The organism is Streptomyces sulfonofaciens (assembly GCF_014656295.1).
Lineage (GTDB): Bacteria > Actinomycetota > Actinomycetes > Streptomycetales > Streptomycetaceae > Streptomyces > Streptomyces sulfonofaciens.
The window spans coordinates 423,569-441,443 of the sequence record NZ_BNCD01000001.1; the positions used below are offsets into that span (position 1 = coordinate 423,569).

Below are 17,875 nucleotides of genomic sequence, written 5' to 3' on the forward strand. Positions count from 1 at the left end.
CGCCCCTCGGCCAAGTCCCTCAGTGCCCGGTGTCGGCTATGTGCTGCGTGCCGATCCGCTTACGGAAGACCCAGTACGTCCACGACTGGTAGAGCAGCACCAGCGGGGTCGCGATCCCCGCGCACCACGTCATGATCTTGAGCGTGTAGGGACTGGAGGCCGCGTTGGATACCGTCAGGCTCCAGTCCGCGTTCAGCGAGGACGGCATCACCTCGGGGAAGAGCGCCAGGAAGAGCATGGCGACGCTGGCCGCGATCGCGGTCCCGGAGAGTGCGAACGCCCAGCCCTCACGACCGCGGGCATTGGCCATGAGCGCTCCCCCCAGCCCGGCCACGGCCACAACCAGGGCCACGAGGCTCCGCCCGTTCCCGGTACCGGCCTGGGTCCAGAGCAGGAAGGCGATGGCGGCCACCGCGGCGACGACACCGGCGAACCCGGCCAGCCGCCGCGCCCGCACCCGGATGTCGCCGACCGTCTTGAGCGCGACGAACACCGCGCCGTGGAAGGTGAAGAGCGTCAGCGTGACCACTCCACCCAGCAGCGCATAAGGCCCCAGCAGGCCCCCGAGACCGCCGGTGTAGTCGCCGTGCGCATTGATCCGCACACCGTGCACGATGTTCGCGAAGGCCACCCCCCAGAGCACCGCAGGCACCACGGAGGCCCAGAAGATCGCCCTCTCCCAGGCCCGCTGCCATCCCTCACCCGGCCGCTTCGCCCGGTACTCGAAGGCCACCCCGCGCACGATCAGCGCGACCAGGATGACCAGCAGAGGCAGATAGAAACCGGAGAAGAGCGTGGCGTACCAGTCGGGGAAGGCGGCGAAGGTGGCACCGCCTGCCGACAGCAGCCATACCTCGTTGCCGTCCCAGACCGGCCCGATGGTGTTGATCAGCACCCGCTTCTCGGCCCGGTCGCGGGCCAGCACCCCGGTGAGGATCCCGACCCCGAAGTCGAAGCCCTCCAGGAAGAAGTAGCCGGTCCACAGGACGGCGATAAGGACGAACCAGACAGTGTGAAGTTCCATGTCCGCGCTCCTGAGCTCTCGCTGCTCGGTCTTCCGGTCCCGGCCTCAGTACGAGAAGGCCATCGGCCGGTCGGGGTCGTGATCGGCGTCGTCGTGATCGCCGCCGATACGGGTGGGCGGGTGGAGGTCGGCGTCCGTCAGCTCCGGTGGTCCCGCCTTCACATAGGTGGCCAGCAGCCGGACCTCGATGACGGCGAGGATCGCGTAGAGCACGGTGAAGACACCCATGGACAGCAGCACCTCGCCCTGGGAGACACCGGGGGAGACGGCCTGACGGGTCTGGAGCACGCCGTAGACGGCCCAGGGCTGGCGGCCCGTCTCCGTGAAGATCCAGCCCCATGAGTTGGCGATCAGCGGGAACGCCAGCGTCCAGACGGCGGCCCGCCAGTACCAGGCGGTGAGGCGCGAGCCGAGCGGACTCCTGAACAGCACCAGATGCGGAACCTCGTCCTCGCCCGTCCGCAGCCACTGGGGCAGCAGGAACCTCTTCCTGGTCAGCCAGAGCCCGACCGCACCCAGGGCGAACGACGCCATGCCGAAGCCGATCATCCAGCGGAAGCCCCAGAAGGCGACGGGGATGTTCGGCCGGTAGTCACCGGGACCGAACCGCTGCTGCTCGGCCTTGTTGACGTCGTTGATCCCGGGCACATAGGAGTGGAAGCTGTCGTCGGCGAGGAAGGACAGCAGTCCGGGTACCTCGATGGCAACGGAGTTGTGGCCCTTCTCCACATCGCCGTAGGCGAAGACCGAGAAGGGTGCGGGCTGCTGCCCGTCCCACAGGGCCTCCGCCGAGGCCATCTTCATCGGCTGCTGCTTGAACATCACCTTGCCGAGCGCATCGCCGCTCACGGCGGTGAGGAGTCCGGCGATCACAACGGTGACCAGGCCGAGCCGTAGCGAGGTCCGCATCACCCGGATGTGCTTCCTGCGGGCGAGGTGGTAGGCGGCGATTCCGACCATGAAGGCGCCACCGGTGAGGAAGGAGGCGGCGAGCGTGTGGAAGGCCTGGGCCAGTGCCGTGTTCTGCGTCAGCACCGCCAAGAAGTCGGTGAGCTCCGCCCGGCCCGTGCTCTTGTTGATGTGGTAGCCGACCGGGTGCTGCATCCATGAGTTGGCCGCCAGGATGAAGTAGGCGGACAGCACGGTGCCGAGCGCGACCATCCAGATCGTGGCCAGGTGCAGGCGCTTCGGCAGCTTGTCCCAGCCGAAGATCCACAGCCCGATGAAGGTCGATTCGAAGAAGAAGGCGATCAGGGCCTCGAAGGCCAGCGGAGCACCGAAGACATCACCGACGAAGCGGGAGTAGTCCGACCAGTTCATGCCGAACTGGAACTCCTGCACAATGCCGGTGACGACCCCCATCGCGATATTGATCAGGAAGAGCTTCCCCCAGAACTTCGTCGCTCTGAGGTACTTCTCGTTCCCCGTGCGCACCCACGCCGTCTCCAGGCCGGCCGTGAGGGCGGCGAGCGAGATCGTCAGGGGCACGAAGAGGAAGTGGTAGACGGTGGTGATACCGAACTGCCAGCGCGCCAGGGTCTCCGGCGCCAGAGCCATATCCACGTCGACCTCTCCTTAGCTCGGCCGTGCTCTGGGTCCAGCGGCGCTTTGCCCGCATGATCTCTGCCATACCGGGATCAAGCGGGTGCGCTTGTGAACGCGTTCACATTCACAAGCATTATGACTCACTCGATTGGAGGGTGTTCACGGGGGGGTCCCCTTTGGGACGTATGGCCGATGCGCCGGGGACCGGCCGAGTGGAGGCGGCAGCCGCACCGGCCAACCGGGTGCCGTTCCGGGGAGGGGCTGGGACGCGGCGGACGAGGGCTGGGATGCGCCGGGGGCGAGCCGAGCGCGTGCGAACCAGGACCCCCGGACACAGACCGACCACCTGCGAACCGGGACCACCGGACACAGACCGAGCGTCGGCCGCGACGGGCCGGGTGCGGTGGCGCGGTGGCGCGACAGGCCGGGGCGCGGCCGCGCGGATAGCCGGGACGGCGGATGGCAGGCGGCGGGTGGCGAGGGCGTGAGTGCGGGACGCCCGGCGACCCGGGCGGGGCCCCGGCTCGCCCAGCCCCCGCTCCGGGGGAGTCCAGCAGCGTGCCGCGCCCAGCAGCTTTGCTACCGGGAAGGAAGGGATGCCCGGTACCGACCGGTGCGGCCCGGTTCCGGTACGGGGACGCGCCGGCCGCGTCCAACGGCGGCGAACCGGCGCCGATCCGCCCCGGGGCCGGGCCCCGGGCGGGGTCCGGCCCCGCCCGGAAGACCGCCCACGAGCAGGGCCCGGCCCCTCATCCGGGTGCGGGCCCCCATGAGGCGCGCACCTTCTCGAAACTCACATCTTCTTGCGGAACTCCGCGGCCGTCTGCAGGAACAGGTCGTCCGCCTCGGTCTCGGCCACCGTCACCCGTACGCCCTCACCGGAGAACGGCCGGACCACGACGCCGCGCTCCTCGCAGGCCGCCGCGAACTCGTTCGTACGCTCGCCGAGGCGGAGCCAGAGGAAGTTCGCCTGGGTCTCGGGGACCGTCCACCCCTGGGCGCGCAGGGCGTCGACCACGCGGGTGCGCTCGTCGACCAGGAGGCCCACCCGGCCGAGCAGTTCGTCCTCCGCGCGCAGCGAGGCCACCGCCGCCTCCTGGGCGAGCTGGCTGACCCCGAACGGCACCGCCGTCTTCCGCAGGGCCGCCGCCACCGGCTCATGCGCGATCGCAAAGCCGACGCGCAGACCCGCGAGCCCGTACGCCTTGGAGAAGGTGCGCAGGACGCAGACGTTCGGCCGCTCGCGGTAGAGCTCTATGCCGTCCGGCACGTCCGGGTCGCGGATGAACTCGCAGTAGGCCTCGTCGATCACCACCAGCACATCGTCCGGGACGCGGTCGAGGAAGCGCTCCAGCTCGGCACGGCGTACCACGGTGCCGGTCGGGTTGTTGGGGTTGCAGACGAAGATCAGGCGGGTGCGGTCGGTGACCGCGTCGGCCATCGCGTCGAGGTCGTGCACCTCGGTCGAGGTCAGCGGGACCTGCACCGCGCGTGCGCCGCTGATCTGCGTGATGATCGGATACGCCTCGAAGGACCGCCAGGCGTAGATCACCTCGTCGCCGGCACCGGCGGCGGCCTGGAGCAGTTGCTGGGCGACGCCGACCGAGCCGGTACCCGTCGCCACGTGCGAGACGGGCACCGCGAAGCGCTCGGACAGCTCGTTCATGAGGTGGGTGCACACCATGTCCGGGTAGCGGTTGAGCGTGCCGGCCGCGGCCACCACGCTCTCCATGACACCGGGGAGCGGTGGGTACGGGTTCTCGTTGGACGAGAGCTTGTAGGCGGCGGGGGCGCCGGGGGCCACGGCGGCGGCCGGCTTGCCCGGCTTGTAGGTGGGGATCCCCTCCAGCTCCGGACGCAACCTCGGATGTGTCTCGCTCACTCCAGCCCTCCTCACGACCACCGGCACCCGCCGGTTCCACCACTGCTCACCATAGGAGGATTGCCCCCGTCAGCGAATGACCTGTGGATAACTCTGCCACCGCTGCCCGTCCGGTCCCCCGCCGCCCCTTCCCACCTCGCGGGTACAGCCGCCTCGACCACCCCGTGGGCATCCGCTCGGGTGCCCGCCCGGGTGCCCGTGGGGACCCGGGCGGGCGCAGCGAGCACATCCCGGACGCACGGTCCCGGACCCGACGGGCCCACCGCCCTCGGGACCGACGCGCGCCGTCCCGAAGCCGACGGGCACCGCCCCGGGACCAATGTGGATCTTCACGGACCGGCCGGACGGTCCGGCTGGACGGATCAGGGGGGCGCGTTGTCCTGATCTACGCGCGCCGGTGGTCTGCGCCCTTGCACGCGTCGCTCGTCAAGGTGAGTTGAGACCTCTTCGAAACATGGTTCATTTGGCAGGTTTATGCGCTCAGAAAGCAAATCAATCCCCCACCATCGGACTTACACCCTTCCAATCCAAGGTGAATGACCCTGTTCCACCATGCAGAAACGTGCCTGTCAACGCATGCTTGTACGTCCGCGCTACCCCACCCCATGAGCCCTACTATCGGCTCGCCATGACAGCAGCAGGGAAGCACCAGGTGAACCGGGCGGAGGCTGCCCGGCGGGGGCGTCGACCGGGGCGGGCGGGCATCAGAGATGTGGCCGCCGCGGCCGGTGTCTCCATCACGACCGTCTCCGACGCCCTCAACGGCAAGGGACGGCTCCCGGATGCGACTCGCCGCCACGTGCGCGAGGTCGCCGACCGGCTGGGCTACCGGCCGTCCGCCGCGGCCCGCACCCTGCGCACCGGCAAGTCCGGCCTCATCGGCCTGACCGTCACCACGTACGGGGATGAACCTTTCACCTTCACGGAGTTCGCCTACTTCGCGGAGATGGCGCGGGCCGCCACCTCCGCCGCGCTGGCCCGCGGCTACGCGCTGGTGATCCTCCCCGCCACCTCCCGCCGCAGCCCCGTCGACGTCTGGTCGAACGTCGCCCTGGACGGCACGGTGGTCATCGACCCCTCCGACAAGGACCCGCTCGTCATGGAGTTGGTCCGGCAGGGATTACCGGTCGTCTCCGACGGGCGCCCGGCGGGCCAACTGCCCGTCACCGCATGGGTCGACAACGACCACGAGGCCGCCGTCACCGGCATCCTCAACCATCTCGCGGACGCCGGCGCCCGCCGTATCGGCCTGCTCACCGGCACCTCCACGGACACCTACACGCACCTCTCCACCACCGCGTACCTGCGGTGGTGCGAGCGCATGGGGCAGGACCCGGTGTACGAGAGCTACCCGGCCCACGACCCGCGCGCCGGCGCGGGCGCCGCCGACCGCCTGCTGGCACGTCCGGACCGTCCCGACGCCGTCTACGGCCTCTTCGACCCGAACGGCACGGACCTGCTGGCCGCCGCCCGCCGGTACGGCCTGCGCGTGCCCGACGACCTGCTGCTGATCTGCTGCAGCGAGTCCACGGTCTACGCCAACACGGAACCCCCGGTCACCACGCTCTCGTTGAAGCCGCGCCGGATCGGCACGGCGGTCGTCCAACTGCTGATCGACGCCATCGAGGGCATCGACTCGGGCCAGCCGGTCGAGCAGGTGATACCGACGGAGCTGATCGTGCGGAGCTCGTCCCAGAGACGACCGCCGCGTACCACGGTCAGCCCGCCCCGGTCCTCGGGGCAGAGCTAGTCCTCGGGGCAGAGCTAGTCCTCGGGGCAGGGCCGATCCTCGGGGCAGAGGTGGCGGCCCCTCCCGCGGGCCCCGCGGCCCGGGAACGCACCGGGGTGGCCCAGGCTCAGGGGAGACTCAGGGGAAAGGGTCGGATAATTCGGGCGAAATTCTCGGTGAAACGGTGTCAGGCGCCGATTCACCACCCCTGGGTCATCACACAGCGCGAGCCGCATTCCTATGATGGGCGCACGACACCGCGGGCCGCTGCGACCAGGCAGTCCGATCCGGTGCAGTTGCGGCGCGATGTGGTGGAGGGGTCGATGACTCAGGGGGCCGGTCAGGGACCCGCGATGCGGACGGCAACGCTGCGCGACTTCCGCGTACCGGCGTATGTGCACGGCATCGGTCCCGAGGACGACGGGCCGGATCCCGCCGACGGGTATGCCGACGGGTATGCGGAGAGCCCCGGCGCCCACGCCCACCACGACGTGCCGGGCGAGCAGGAGGAACCCGCCGGCGCCAGAGGGTACGACGAGGGCGCGCAGGTCCCTGGCGAAGCGCACACCGCGCAACCCACGGCGCACGACCCGTTCGACTCCGCCCCCCTCCCGCCGGAGCCCCCGCACCCCGTGCACGGTGCCGTCGCCCCGGCACCACCGGCACCGGCCGCCGCACCGCACACAGCCGTGCAGGGCCCCCAGGTCACCCAGGGCCCCCAGGTCGCCCAGGGCGCACCCGACGCCGTGCGGGAGAGCGCCGCCCACGGCCCCGTACCACCCGCCGCCACCGCCTCCTTCGACGCGCCCGGAGGGCTCGCCGAGCCGGAGGGGTACACCCCCACCCAGCGCGACCTGCCGGTCATCAACCGCGGTGACACCGTGCAGGTGCCGGTCACTCCCGCCCCCGCGCCCGCCCCGGTCCTGAACAACCCGGAGGGGCCCGGTCCGCTGTTCGTCGTCGGCGACGTGCACGGCTACCTCGAAGAACTGCTCGCCGCGCTGCGCGCGCAGGGCATCATCGACGCGGAAGGGCAGTGGATCGCCGGCAACACCCGCCTGTGGTTCCTGGGCGACTTCACCGACCGCGGCCCCGACGGCATCGGCGTCATCGACACCGTCATGCGGCTGTCCGCCGAGGCCGCCGCCGCGGGCGGCTACTGCAAGGCGCTGATGGGCAACCACGAGCTGCTGCTGCTCGGCGCCAAGCGCTTCGGCGACACGCCGGTGAACTCCGGCGCGGGCACCGCCACCTTCCAGGCCGCCTGGCTGCTGAACGGCGGCCAGAAGACCGACATGGAGCGGCTGGAGGACCACCACCTGCAGTGGATGGCCCGGCTCGACGCCATGGAGGAGGAGGACGGCCACCTGCTGGTGCACTCGGACACCACCGCCTACCTCGACTACGGCGACTCCATCGAGGCCGTGAACGACACGGTCCGCGAGACCCTCACGCGCAACGACGCCAACGAGTGCTGGGACCTGTTCCGCAAGTTCACCAAACGCTTCGCCTTCCGTGACGACAACGGCGCGGACGCCGTGCGCGAGCTGCTGAACGTCTACGGCGGCACCCGGATCGTGCACGGTCACAGCCCCATCCCCTACCTGCTGGGCGAGGTCGGTTCCGAGGAGGCCGAGGAGGGCACAGGCCCCGTCGTCGAGGGGCCGCACGTCTACGCGGACGGCCTGGCCATCGCCATGGACGGCGGTGTGACCATGGCCGGAAAGCTGCTGGTCCGCCCTCTTCCCCTGACCGCCTGACCGGCCGACTGTCCGTTCGTCCCCAAGCGGTCCTCGAACTGCCCTGGCCAGTGGGGCAATTTTCGGCAACCCCCTGTCACCGCGTGCCGAGACCGCTCTACCATCTGTTCATCCGTAGCAGGGTTCCCCTCCGTTTCTGCCCGCGGCCCGCGTCCCAGCGGGCCGCACCGTCCTACGGAGCATCGGGGGAAGCACATGAACAGCGCTCCGCGCCTGCTCGATGAGGACCGCCGGGAGTACGAGCGGCTCCTCGACGAAGCGTTGCGCGCGCACCGTCAGGACCTCGCCGTGGCCGGCGGCCCACTCACCGCCGGGCGGCTGCGCACCATGGCACTCGACGCGACGGCCCTGATAACGGCCGCCGCCGACGCCGAGTACCGGCACTATGTGAAGGTGCGCGCCGACCTGCGCGCTCCGGCGCGCACCACCCGCACACCTCGCACCACCCGCACACCCCGCACCACCCGCACATTCCGGATGGGCAGAGTGAGACGCGACGCGGGACGCGACACCGCAGCCGGTGCCGGGGCCGGACGGAGCACGGGAGGCGGCACGGGACCGGGCACTGGACGCGACGCGGCGGGCGGCGCCGGGCGCAGTTCCGAGCCCGGCTCGGGGGTCAGCGCGGTGGACGGGCCCGGGCGCGGCGCTGCGCACGGCTCACGCCGGGAACGAGGCACCGGCCAGGAACGCAGCGCCCGCCAGGAGCCGGGCGCCCCGAGCGGCTCGGCCCGAGCCGGCGCCGAGCCCGGGGAGCGCACCGGAGCGGGCCTGGCCGCAGTGGTCGCGGTGCTCGCGCCGCTACTGGCCGGCGCCGCCGCGCTGATCTTCCTCCTCATCGGTTATGCCCTGCGCATGGTCGGGCCCGAGCCGGCGTTCGCCCGGGCGCTGCGCACCACGGGATGGGTGTTCGCCGTGATCGCCGCGGCGGCCATCCTCGTCGCCGGGGCCGGCCTGCTGCTGACGGCACTGCGCAACGGCTCGACCTCGGTGCTGGCCGAGGACCGCGACCAGCTCGACGAGGACGTGCGGCGGGCCCGTGATGCCTGGCGCCTGGCCCTGCTCGAACGGGGCATCCGCCCCTTCCTCCGGGACGCCCTGCTGGAACGGAGGACGGCCGCGGCGAGCGGCACGGAGCACTCCGAAGCCGGGGGCACCGGCCGCATGCCCCACCTCGGCTACCACCGCCCCGGCTTCACGAGCCCCGAAGGCGGCCCCACAACCACCCGCCCCCGCTACTCCAGCCCCGACTTCACCAGCCCGGACTTCGGAGGTCCTGAGCACCAGCCGGAGTGAGATGGGCGCAGGGCGCGGGGGGTGCGCCCGGAGCGCAGGGGTACACGCCGGCGCGGCCGAACACCACAGACTGGAGAGCCAGTACCACGCGTCCGCACCGCTGAGAGGCCCCGGCCACCGGGGCCTCTCAGAATCGAGCTCGTCCGTGACGGCTACTCCGCCAACGGCAGGTACACCCTGTTCCCCGCCGCCGCGAACTCCTTCGACTTCTGGAGCATCCCGGCCTCGATCTCCTCGTCCGAGGCCCCCGCGGCACCGTCCGCGCCCCCGCCGCCCTCACCGCCGAAGCGCTCGGAGATATCGCGACTGATCTTCATGGAGCAGAACTTCGGCCCGCACATCGAACAGAAGTGCGCCGTCTTCGCCGGCTCCGCCGGCAGTGTCTCGTCGTGGAACTCGCGGGCCGTGTCCGGGTCGAGGGCCAGGTTGAACTGATCCTCCCAGCGGAACTCGAAGCGGGCGTCCGAGAGGGCGTCGTCCCAGTCCTGGGCCCCGGGGTGGCCCTTGGCGAGGTCCGCCGCGTGGGCCGCGATCTTGTAGGTGATCACGCCCGTCTTCACGTCCTCGCGGTTCGGCAGGCCCAGGTGCTCCTTCGGCGTGACGTAGCAGAGCATGGCCGTTCCCCACCAGCCGATCATCGCCGCGCCGATGCCCGACGTGATGTGGTCGTACGCGGGCGCGATGTCGGTGGTCAGCGGGCCGAGCGTGTAGAACGGCGCCTCCTCGCAGATCTCCTGCTGAAGGTCGATGTTCTCCTTGATCTTGTGCATCGGGACATGGCCCGGACCCTCGATCATCGTCTGCACGTCATGCCGCTTGGCGATCCTGTTGAGCTCGCCCAGTGTCTCCAGTTCGGCGAACTGCGCACGGTCGTTGGCGTCCGCGATGGAGCCGGGGCGCAGGCCGTCGCCGAGCGAGTACGTGATGTCGTAGGCCGCGAGGATCTCGCAGAGCTCCTCGAAGTGCTCGTAGAGGAAGCTCTCCTTGTGGTGTGCGAGGCACCACGCGGCCATGATGGAGCCGCCCCGCGAGACGATGCCGGTCTTGCGGTTCGCGGTGAGCGGCACATACGCCAGGCGTACGCCCGCGTGCACCGTCATATAGTCCACGCCCTGCTCGGCCTGCTCGACGACGGTGTCCTTGTAGATCTCCCAGGTGAGTTCCTCCGCCTTGCCGTCGACCTTCTCCAGCGCCTGGTAGAGCGGGACGGTGCCAATGGGTACGGGGGAGTTGCGGAGCACCCACTCGCGGGTGGTGTGGATGTTGCGGCCGGTGGAGAGGTCCATGACCGTGTCCGCGCCCCAACGGGTGGCCCAGGTCATCTTCTCCACCTCCTCCTCGATGGAGGAGGTCACCGCGGAGTTGCCGATGTTGGCGTTCACCTTCACCAGGAACCGCTTGCCGATGATCATCGGCTCGGACTCCGGGTGGTTGATGTTCGCGGGCAGCACCGCGCGGCCCGCCGCGATCTCCTCGCGCACCACCTCGGGCGCCATGTTCTCCCGGACGGCGACGAACTCCATCTCGGGGGTGATCTCGCCCCGGCGCGCGTACGCGAGCTGGGTCACCGCGAATCCCGGACGGCCCCGCAGCGGCCTGCGCGAGCGGCCCGGGAAGACCGCGTCGAGATTGCGCAGCCCGCCGCGGGGGGTGGTGTGCTTGACGCCGTCGTCCTCGGGGCGGACCGGACGGCCCGCGTACTCCTCGGTGTCCCCGCGCGCCGTGATCCAGTTCTCCCGCAGCGGTACCAGGCCGCGGCGGACGTCTGTCTCGACGGCCGGGTCGGTGTACGGGCCCGAGGTGTCGTACAGCGTGACCGACTCCCCGTTGGTGAGGTGCACCACACGGACCGGTACACGCATCTCGGGGTGGTTTCCCCGGGGATCAGGCAGATACGCCTTGTGCCAGCCGACGGACTTCCCGTTCTCCGTGGTGGGAGACGGGGAGGACGTGGCCGGGGCGGTGGCAGGCGTGTGTGCGTCCTGACTGGTCATAAGACCTACTCCCTACGCCGGCATTACCCGGTAACAGGTTCGGCGGTCGACGCAGCCACTCCCTACGACGGGGCCTCGATCCGTGTGTGCGTACGTCCGTACGCGAACGGCAGGTGTCCCGTGTGTGAGATTCAGCGCCCTCTCAGCCCGGTGCTCCGAGCTCCCGCGTGTGCAAAGGTGCCTCCACGCTAGCGTCATGCCGGGCGCGATGAACAGAGGGCCCACGCCTCTATGCGAGTACTTGCGATGATCGGTCGGTGACCAACATGCAGCCGCCTCCTCCCCCGCCCCCCGGCCGCCGTCCCCGCCCGGCCTCCGGCGGCTACGGTCCTCCCGGTCCCGAATCCGCAGGTCAAGGGCGCGGCCCGGGCGCCGCGGGGCCGGGCCGCGGGCCTGGCTGGGCCCCGGGCGGGGAGCGCGAGGAGTACGGCGGCCACGACGGCCCGTCCCAAAGGGCACGCGGGTTCGAGGGGTACGGCGGGCCCGGTGGGTCCGACGGGCCCGGTGGCCGTTCCGGTGCGCGGGACGGTTACGACGGCAACGACGGCTACGGCGGTTACGGCGGGCGCGACGGCTACGACGGTCGGGGCGCGTACGGCCCGCGCGACGAGTACGGCCACGGCGGGGACGAGTACGGCCACGGCGGGGACGCGGGCGACCGCGGGTTCCCTGGCCCCGGGCCCCTGCCCGGGCGGCGCGAAGCCACCGGGCCGCAGGGACCGGACGGGCGCCCTGGACAGGGTGGACGACCTGTCCCGGGTGGACGACCCGGACCGGGCGGGCACACCGGTCCGCCCCTCGTCGCATCCGGCCCCGGTGCCCCGCAGGCCCCCCACGACCACACACACGCCCACCCCCCTGCCCACGCCCCCGCCGGCCAGGACCATGTCGGCCACTCCCATGGCCACTCCCACGGCCACGGCCCCGCCACCCCCGTCTCACGGCATCTGCGCAAGGTGATCGCCGCCGTGCTGATCCCCTTCACCGTGGCGGTCCTGGTGGGCCTGGTCGCGCTCTGGCCGGGCGGGGCGCCGCCGCACAAGCGGACCGGGGTCGGCTTCGACCGGCAGACCCAGCAGGCCGTGGTGGTCCGCGTCGACAAGGTGAGCTGCGCCTCCGTGAACGCCTCCGCGGACACCCCTACGGGCGACACCTCGACCGCCGAGGGCAGCTCGGCCCAGCAGGAGAAGGGCGGGACCTGCGGAAAGGCCACGGTCCGGGTCTCCAGCGGCAAGGACAGCGGCCGTACGTTCACGGAGATCGTCCAGCCGGACGCCCCTCGGCAACTGCACCAGGGGCAGAAGGTGGTGGTGGCCTACGCGCCCGATGCGCCCAGGGACCTGCAGTACTCGGTGACCGACGTGGACCGGAAGTTCCCGATGCTGCTGCTCGCGGGGATCTTCGCACTCGCGGTGGTCGTGGTGGGCCGATTGCGCGGCCTCACGGCGCTGGTCGCGCTGGCCGCCAGCTTCCTGGTGCTGACGTCCTTCATCCTGCCGGCGGTCCTACAGGGGCAGAACCCGCTGGTCGTGGCCGTGGTCGGGTCGAGTGCCATCATGCTGATCGCGCTCTACATGTGCCACGGTCTGACCGCGCGCACCTCCGTGGCCGTGCTGGGCACGCTGGTCTCTCTGCTGCTCATCGGGGTGCTCGGCTCGGTCTTCATCGGTTGGGCCTCCCTGACGGGCAACACGGACGACAACACGGGTCTGATCCACGGCCTGTATCCGTCGATCGACATGAGCGGTCTGCTGCTGGCCGGCGTGATCATCGGTTCACTGGGTGTGCTCGACGATGTGACGGTGACGCAGACCTCGGCGGTCTGGGAGCTGCACCAGGCCGACCCGACGATGGGCTGGCGGGGGCTGTACCGGGCGGGCATCAGGATCGGGCGCGACCACATCGCGTCGGTCGTCAACACGCTGGTGCTGGCCTATGCGGGCGCGGCACTTCCGCTGCTGCTGCTCTTCTCGATCGCACAGAGCGGGGTGGGCACGGTCGCCAACAGCGAGCTGGTGGCGGAGGAGATCGTACGCACCCTGGTGGGGTCGATCGGGCTGGTGGCGTCGGTGCCGGTGACCACGGCGCTGGCGGCCCTGGTCGTCTCCGCGGATCGGACCGGCGGCGGAGCGGCCGCCGCCCGGATTCCCGAGCCCGGGGCGCCGGCGGACGGGGTGCCGGTGGCGGCCGGCGACGGCGGGGCGGTGCGCGGCGGCGGTCAGAAGGCCGGCAGGGGACGGCGGCGCAGGCACTGACCACGCGCGCCACCTGCGACGGCCCACGTACGCGCGGTCCCAACGGCCCACGTGCGCACGACACCGACAGCACACGAGTACCTGACTTTCGTCCGGGCACGGCCGCCGTGGTCGGCGGCCGACGCGACCGGCACGAGCGATGCGGCCGACGCGACCGATCCGGTCGGCACGAGCGATGCGGCCGACGTGCCCCGCGCGGACGCCCGCGCGGGCGTCCTGCGCGTCACCAGCCGCCGTGTGAGGACTTGTTCGACATGAACTTGCGTATCACGTACAGCAGCCCGCCCACGATCGCGACGAACACGAGCACCTTGAAGAGCAGCCCTATGAGGAAGGTGAGTATGCCGACGATCAGCCCGCCGAACACGAAGAGGGCGATGACCGGTATCACGACCCATTTGAGCCACCAGGGCATGCCCGCGAAGATCCCACGCACCGCCATCGTCCTTACCGTCCTTAACTTCTACGACCTCTACAACCTCTGCGCCGCCGCGGACCCGAATTCCCGGGGGGCCGCACGGCCCGGTGCCCGCGCACCGCGGCTGTGTCGTGCTTTCGATGCTAAGCGGCCCGGAGGCAAGACGGAGGTCCCGGCGGCCCTTGTCCTTCCCTGACCCGTCCCCTAGGGAATCCGGGGCTCCGGCCCCCGAGGCCGGCACGGGCTTCCCGCCACCGCCCTCCCACCGCGCACCGGCCGCCCCTGCGGCACGGAACAGCAGGTCAGCTTCCCTCCGGCGGAGAGAAGACCACCAGTACCCGCAGGTCCTCGGTGATGTGGTGGAACTTGTGCGGCACTCCGGCTGGGACGTACACCACACTGCCGCGGGCGACCTGGGTGCTCTCGGTGCCGACGGTGACGGCGGCGCGGCCGCTGACCACGAAGTAGACCTCGTCCTGGCGGTGCGGCTGCTGCGTGTCGAGGGCTCCGGCGTCGAGTGCGTAGAGACCCACTGACATGTTCCGCTCACGGAGGAACTGGAGGTACGCCCCGTCGTTCGCGGCGCGCTCCGCGTCCAGCTCGTCAAGTCGGAATGCCTTCATCGCCCTGTCCGCCCCTCGTACGCCGTGTGGCCGTCCACCGGGTGGCCGCCGATCCATGGCCCGTGGCCCGTGGCACATGGCCGTGGCCCGTGACCCGTGGCCCTGCTCACGATCCATCCCGGATGGTCTCCCGTGTCTGCGACGATCAGACACATGAAGAATTTCCTAGTCAAGACGATCGCCAACGCGGCGGCCCTGGCCGTGGCGGTGTGGGTGCTCGACAAGATCACTCTCACCGGAGGCAGCACCGGCGGCAAGGTGCTCACGCTGATCATCGTCGCGTTGATCTTCGGCTTGGTGAACGTCCTGGTCAAGCCCATCGTGAAGGTGCTGACGTTCCCCCTGTTCATACTCACCCTGGGGTTGATCACGCTGGTGGTCAACGCCCTGATGCTGCTGCTGACCTCCTGGGTCGCGGGCAAGCTGGACGTGAGCTTCCACGTCGAGGGCTTCTGGACCGCGGTGCTGGGCGGTCTGATCGTCTCCGTGGTGTCCTGGGCGCTGCACCTCGTCCTGCCCGACGAGGACTGAGGACCGGCATGGCGACATCGGGGCCCGCTCCGCGGCCGTACCGCGTGTGCTTCGTGTGCAGCGGCAACATCTGCCGTTCGCCGATGGCCGAGTCCGTCTTCCGTGCGCGGCTGGACGACGCGGGCCTCGGCGACCTGGTCGAGGTGGACAGCGCGGGGACGGGCGGCTGGCACGTGGGGAACGGCGCGGACCCGCGTACGGTCGCCGTGCTTCAGGCGGCGGGTTACGGCAGCGAACACACGGCCCGGCAGTTCGACGCCTCCTGGTTCGCGGGGCTCGACCTGGTGATCGCGCTGGACGGCGAGCACCTGAGCGCACTGCGTCAGCTCTCGCCCACCGGGGCGGACGCCAAGAAGGTGCGGCTGCTGCGCTCCTACGACCCCGCCGTCGACGGCGACCTGGACGTACCGGACCCTTATTACGGCGGTATCGACGGTTTCGAGACCTGCCTGGAGATGGTGGAGGCGGCCTGCGAGGGGCTGCTCGCCGCCGTCGCCGAGGCGGTGGAGGGCAGGACGGCATGACGCACGCGCGCGTGGACGACGACGGGCGGCGGGACGACGCGCCGGGCACCACTGGCGTGCCGGGCACGACGGGCCCGGCGGGCGAGACCGGCTCGGCGGGCGCGGGGGCGGCGGTCGAGGGCGACGGCACCCGGCTGGTGCGGGCCGGGCTGCCCGCCCCGCTGAAGTACGAGCCCACGCTCCCGGGACCGGTGTTCGCGGCCCACTACCACCTGCCCGGCGACCCCACCGGCCCCTACACGTACGGGCGTGACGAGAACCCCACCTGGACACGCCTGGAGCAGGCCATCGGCGAGCTGGAGGCACCGGGGCAGGAGGGTGTGCGGACGCTGGTGTTCGCCTCCGGGATGGCGGCCACCTCCGCGGTGCTCTTCTCGCAGTTGCGCGCCGGCGACAGCGTGGTCCTGCCGAGCGACGGCTACCAGGCGCTGCCGTTGATCGCCGAGCAGTTGACCGCGTTCGGCGTCGAGGTGCGCACGGCGCCGACCGGTGGCGACGCCCAGCTCGACCTGCTGGACGGTGCGCGGCTGCTCTGGCTGGAGACGCCCTCGAACCCGGGCCTCGACGTGTGCGACGTACGGCGCCTGGTGGCGGCCGCACGCGCGCGGGGTGCACTGACGGCTGTCGACAACACCCTCGCCACCCCGCTCGGCCAGCGCCCCCTGGAACTGGGCGCGGACTTCTCCGTGGCCAGCGGCACCAAGCAGCTCACCGGCCACGGCGACGTGCTGCTCGGCTATGTGACCGGCCGCGACGCCGCCCTGATGGCCGAGGTGAAGCGCTGGCGCAAGATCGCGGGGGCCATCCAGGGACCGATGGAGGCCTGGCTCGCACACCGTTCGCTGGCCACCCTGCACCTGCGGGCGGAGCGGCAGAACGCCAACGCCCTGGCGCTCGCCGAGGCCCTCGCGGCGCGGTCCGACGTCACCGGGCTGCGGTATCCCGGACTGCCCGGGGACGCGGCGCACGAGGTCGCCGCCCGGCAGATGCGGCGCTTCGGGTGCGTGGTGTCGTTCACGCTCGCCACGCGCGCGCGTGCGGAACGGTTCCTGGCCGCGCTGCGCCTGGTCGACGACGCGACGAGCTTCGGCGGGGTGCGCTCCACCGCGGAGCGCCGCGGCCGCTGGGGAGGCGATGACGTGCCCGAGGGCTTCATCCGCTTCTCCGCCGGGGCCGAGGACACCGCGGACCTGGTACGGGACGTCCTGCACGCCCTGGACACCGCGGCGGGGGAACCCGCAGGCAGTGACGGCCCGGGCAGCGACGGCTGAGGTTCTCCAGCGGCAGTCGGGGCGCTGGAGGTGCAGGGGGCTCTGGGGATACGTGTGCCGGTAGGGGAGCATGGGGCGGTAAGGGGTCATGGAACCGCAAGGAAGCATGCCCCGGGGAGCCTCAGGCCCGCCGCCCACGCGAGGAGGACGCAATGGAGCACGACGACGCAGCACCGGCGCCGGCTACCCCCAGGATCGACACCAGCAAGGCCCACTCTGCGCGTGTCTACAACTACATCCTGGGCGGCAAGGACAACTATCCCGTCGACGTGGCGGCCGCCGAGGCCCTGCTGGACGCCTGGCCGAAGCTCGCCACCAGCATGCGGATCAACCGCGACACGATGCGGCGGATGGCGCGCTGGCTGGCGACCGAGGCCGGCATCCGGCAGTTCCTCGACATCGGCACCGGGCTGCCGACCTCGCCCAACCTGCACGAGGTGGTGCAGGAGGTCGCGCCGGAGAGCCGGGTCGTCTACGTCGACAACGACCCGATCGTGCTGGCCCACGCCCGTGCCCTGCTCACCAGCAGTCCCGAGGGGCGTACGGCCTATATCGACGCCGACATGCGCAGCCCCGAGAAGGTGCTCCGCTCGCCCGACCTGCTGGAGACGCTCGACCTCGGCAAGCCGGTCGGCGTGACCCTGATAGCGATGCTGCAGTTCGTGGCGGACGCGGAGAGCCTGGTGCGTCAGTTGACCGCGGCCCTGCCGTCCGGCAGCCATGTGGCGCTGACGATCGCCACCGGGGACCTGACCCCCAGTGAGGTGAAGGCCATGGCCGAGGAGTACACCCGTCGGGACGTGCCCATGTTCCTGCGCACCCGGAGCGAGGTCGAGGCGCTCTTCGCGGGTCTGGAGATGGTCGGCCCCGGAGTGGTCCCCATGAACCGCTGGATGCCGGAGCCCGGTGACGAGATCCGCGACGACGACGTCAACATGTACGCCGGTGTGGGACGCGTGCCCTGAGCGGCGCTCGACGGGGTGGCACGGCGCACTGCGGCGTGTCGAGGCGGCACGGCGCGTC

At 71.2% G+C, this 17,875-nt stretch carries 14 protein-coding genes; 8 read left to right on the forward strand and 6 right to left on the reverse strand.

The features are described 5' to 3' along the window. Nucleotides 1–19: 19 nt before the first annotated feature. The 3 genes from cydB to hisC all read right to left on the reverse strand — a co-directional run bounded on the left by cydB (nt 20) and on the right by hisC (nt 4,451). The gene (gene cydB, locus IE313_RS01680; protein WP_189929023.1) at nt 20–1,024 is read right to left on the reverse strand and encodes a cytochrome d ubiquinol oxidase subunit II; all 1,005 of its coding nucleotides are present in this window, start codon (nt 1,022–1,024) and stop codon (nt 20–22) included. Nucleotides 1,025–1,069: 45 nt separating this feature from the next. Then, the gene (locus tag IE313_RS01685) at nt 1,070–2,587 is read right to left on the reverse strand and encodes a cytochrome ubiquinol oxidase subunit I (RefSeq protein WP_189929024.1); all 1,518 of its coding nucleotides are present in this window, start codon (nt 2,585–2,587) and stop codon (nt 1,070–1,072) included. Nucleotides 2,588–3,362: 775 nt separating this feature from the next. Continuing rightward, nucleotides 3,363–4,451 (reverse strand): histidinol-phosphate transaminase, encoded by a 1,089-nt coding sequence (gene hisC / locus IE313_RS01690; protein WP_189929025.1) that lies wholly within the window; start codon nt 4,449–4,451, stop codon nt 3,363–3,365. Between the two features lie 628 nt (nt 4,452–5,079). Between hisC and IE313_RS01695 the strand changes: the two genes are divergently transcribed. The 3 genes from IE313_RS01695 to IE313_RS01705 all read left to right on the forward strand — a co-directional run bounded on the left by IE313_RS01695 (nt 5,080) and on the right by IE313_RS01705 (nt 9,236). Beyond that, entirely contained in the window at nt 5,080–6,201 is a 1,122-nt protein-coding gene (locus IE313_RS01695; protein ID WP_189929026.1) for a LacI family DNA-binding transcriptional regulator, read from the forward strand. A 725-nt stretch (nt 6,202–6,926) separates the two neighbouring features. Further along, the gene (locus IE313_RS01700; RefSeq protein ID WP_373316902.1) at nt 6,927–7,940 is read left to right on the forward strand and encodes a metallophosphoesterase; all 1,014 of its coding nucleotides are present in this window, start codon (nt 6,927–6,929) and stop codon (nt 7,938–7,940) included. Between the two features lie 195 nt (nt 7,941–8,135). Then, nucleotides 8,136–9,236 carry a hypothetical protein gene (locus IE313_RS01705; RefSeq protein ID WP_189929027.1) on the forward strand — a complete coding sequence of 367 codons (1,101 nt, stop codon included), beginning with the start codon at nt 8,136–8,138 and terminating at the stop codon, nt 9,234–9,236. A 152-nt stretch (nt 9,237–9,388) separates the two neighbouring features. Here IE313_RS01705 and thiC read toward each other — a convergent pair whose 3' ends face one another. Next, on the reverse strand, nt 9,389–11,230 hold the full coding sequence (thiC, locus tag IE313_RS01710) for a phosphomethylpyrimidine synthase ThiC (protein WP_189929028.1): 1,842 nt from the start codon (nt 11,228–11,230) through the stop codon (nt 9,389–9,391). Between the two features lie 683 nt (nt 11,231–11,913). On the opposite strand from thiC, the gene IE313_RS01715 reads away from it, so the two are divergent. After that, on the forward strand, nt 11,914–13,485 hold the full coding sequence (locus IE313_RS01715; protein ID WP_229924325.1) for a YibE/F family protein: 1,572 nt from the start codon (nt 11,914–11,916) through the stop codon (nt 13,483–13,485). 223 nt (nt 13,486–13,708) lie between these two features. Here IE313_RS01715 and IE313_RS01720 read toward each other — a convergent pair whose 3' ends face one another. Then, on the reverse strand, nt 13,709–13,921 hold the full coding sequence (locus tag IE313_RS01720; protein WP_189929282.1) for a DUF5326 family protein: 213 nt from the start codon (nt 13,919–13,921) through the stop codon (nt 13,709–13,711). 284 nt (nt 13,922–14,205) lie between these two features. Next, entirely contained in the window at nt 14,206–14,526 is a 321-nt protein-coding gene (locus IE313_RS01725) for a cupin domain-containing protein (protein ID WP_189929029.1), read from the reverse strand. Between the two features lie 153 nt (nt 14,527–14,679). On the opposite strand from IE313_RS01725, the gene IE313_RS01730 reads away from it, so the two are divergent. The 4 genes from IE313_RS01730 (at nt 14,680) to IE313_RS01745 (ending at nt 17,817) form a co-directional block, all read left to right on the forward strand. Then, entirely contained in the window at nt 14,680–15,057 is a 378-nt protein-coding gene (locus tag IE313_RS01730; RefSeq protein ID WP_189929030.1) for a phage holin family protein, read from the forward strand. An 8-nt stretch (nt 15,058–15,065) separates the two neighbouring features. Then, entirely contained in the window at nt 15,066–15,581 is a 516-nt protein-coding gene (locus tag IE313_RS01735; protein ID WP_189929031.1) for a low molecular weight protein-tyrosine-phosphatase, read from the forward strand. Beyond that, nucleotides 15,578–16,852, forward strand: a complete 1,275-nt coding sequence (locus IE313_RS01740; protein WP_189929032.1) for a cystathionine gamma-lyase — start codon at nt 15,578–15,580, stop codon at nt 16,850–16,852. The genes IE313_RS01735 and IE313_RS01740 overlap by 4 nt, the downstream gene beginning before the upstream one ends. A 152-nt stretch (nt 16,853–17,004) precedes the next feature. Next, the gene (locus IE313_RS01745; protein WP_189929033.1) at nt 17,005–17,817 is read left to right on the forward strand and encodes an SAM-dependent methyltransferase; all 813 of its coding nucleotides are present in this window, start codon (nt 17,005–17,007) and stop codon (nt 17,815–17,817) included. The last annotated feature ends 58 nt before the right edge of the window (nt 17,818–17,875 follow it).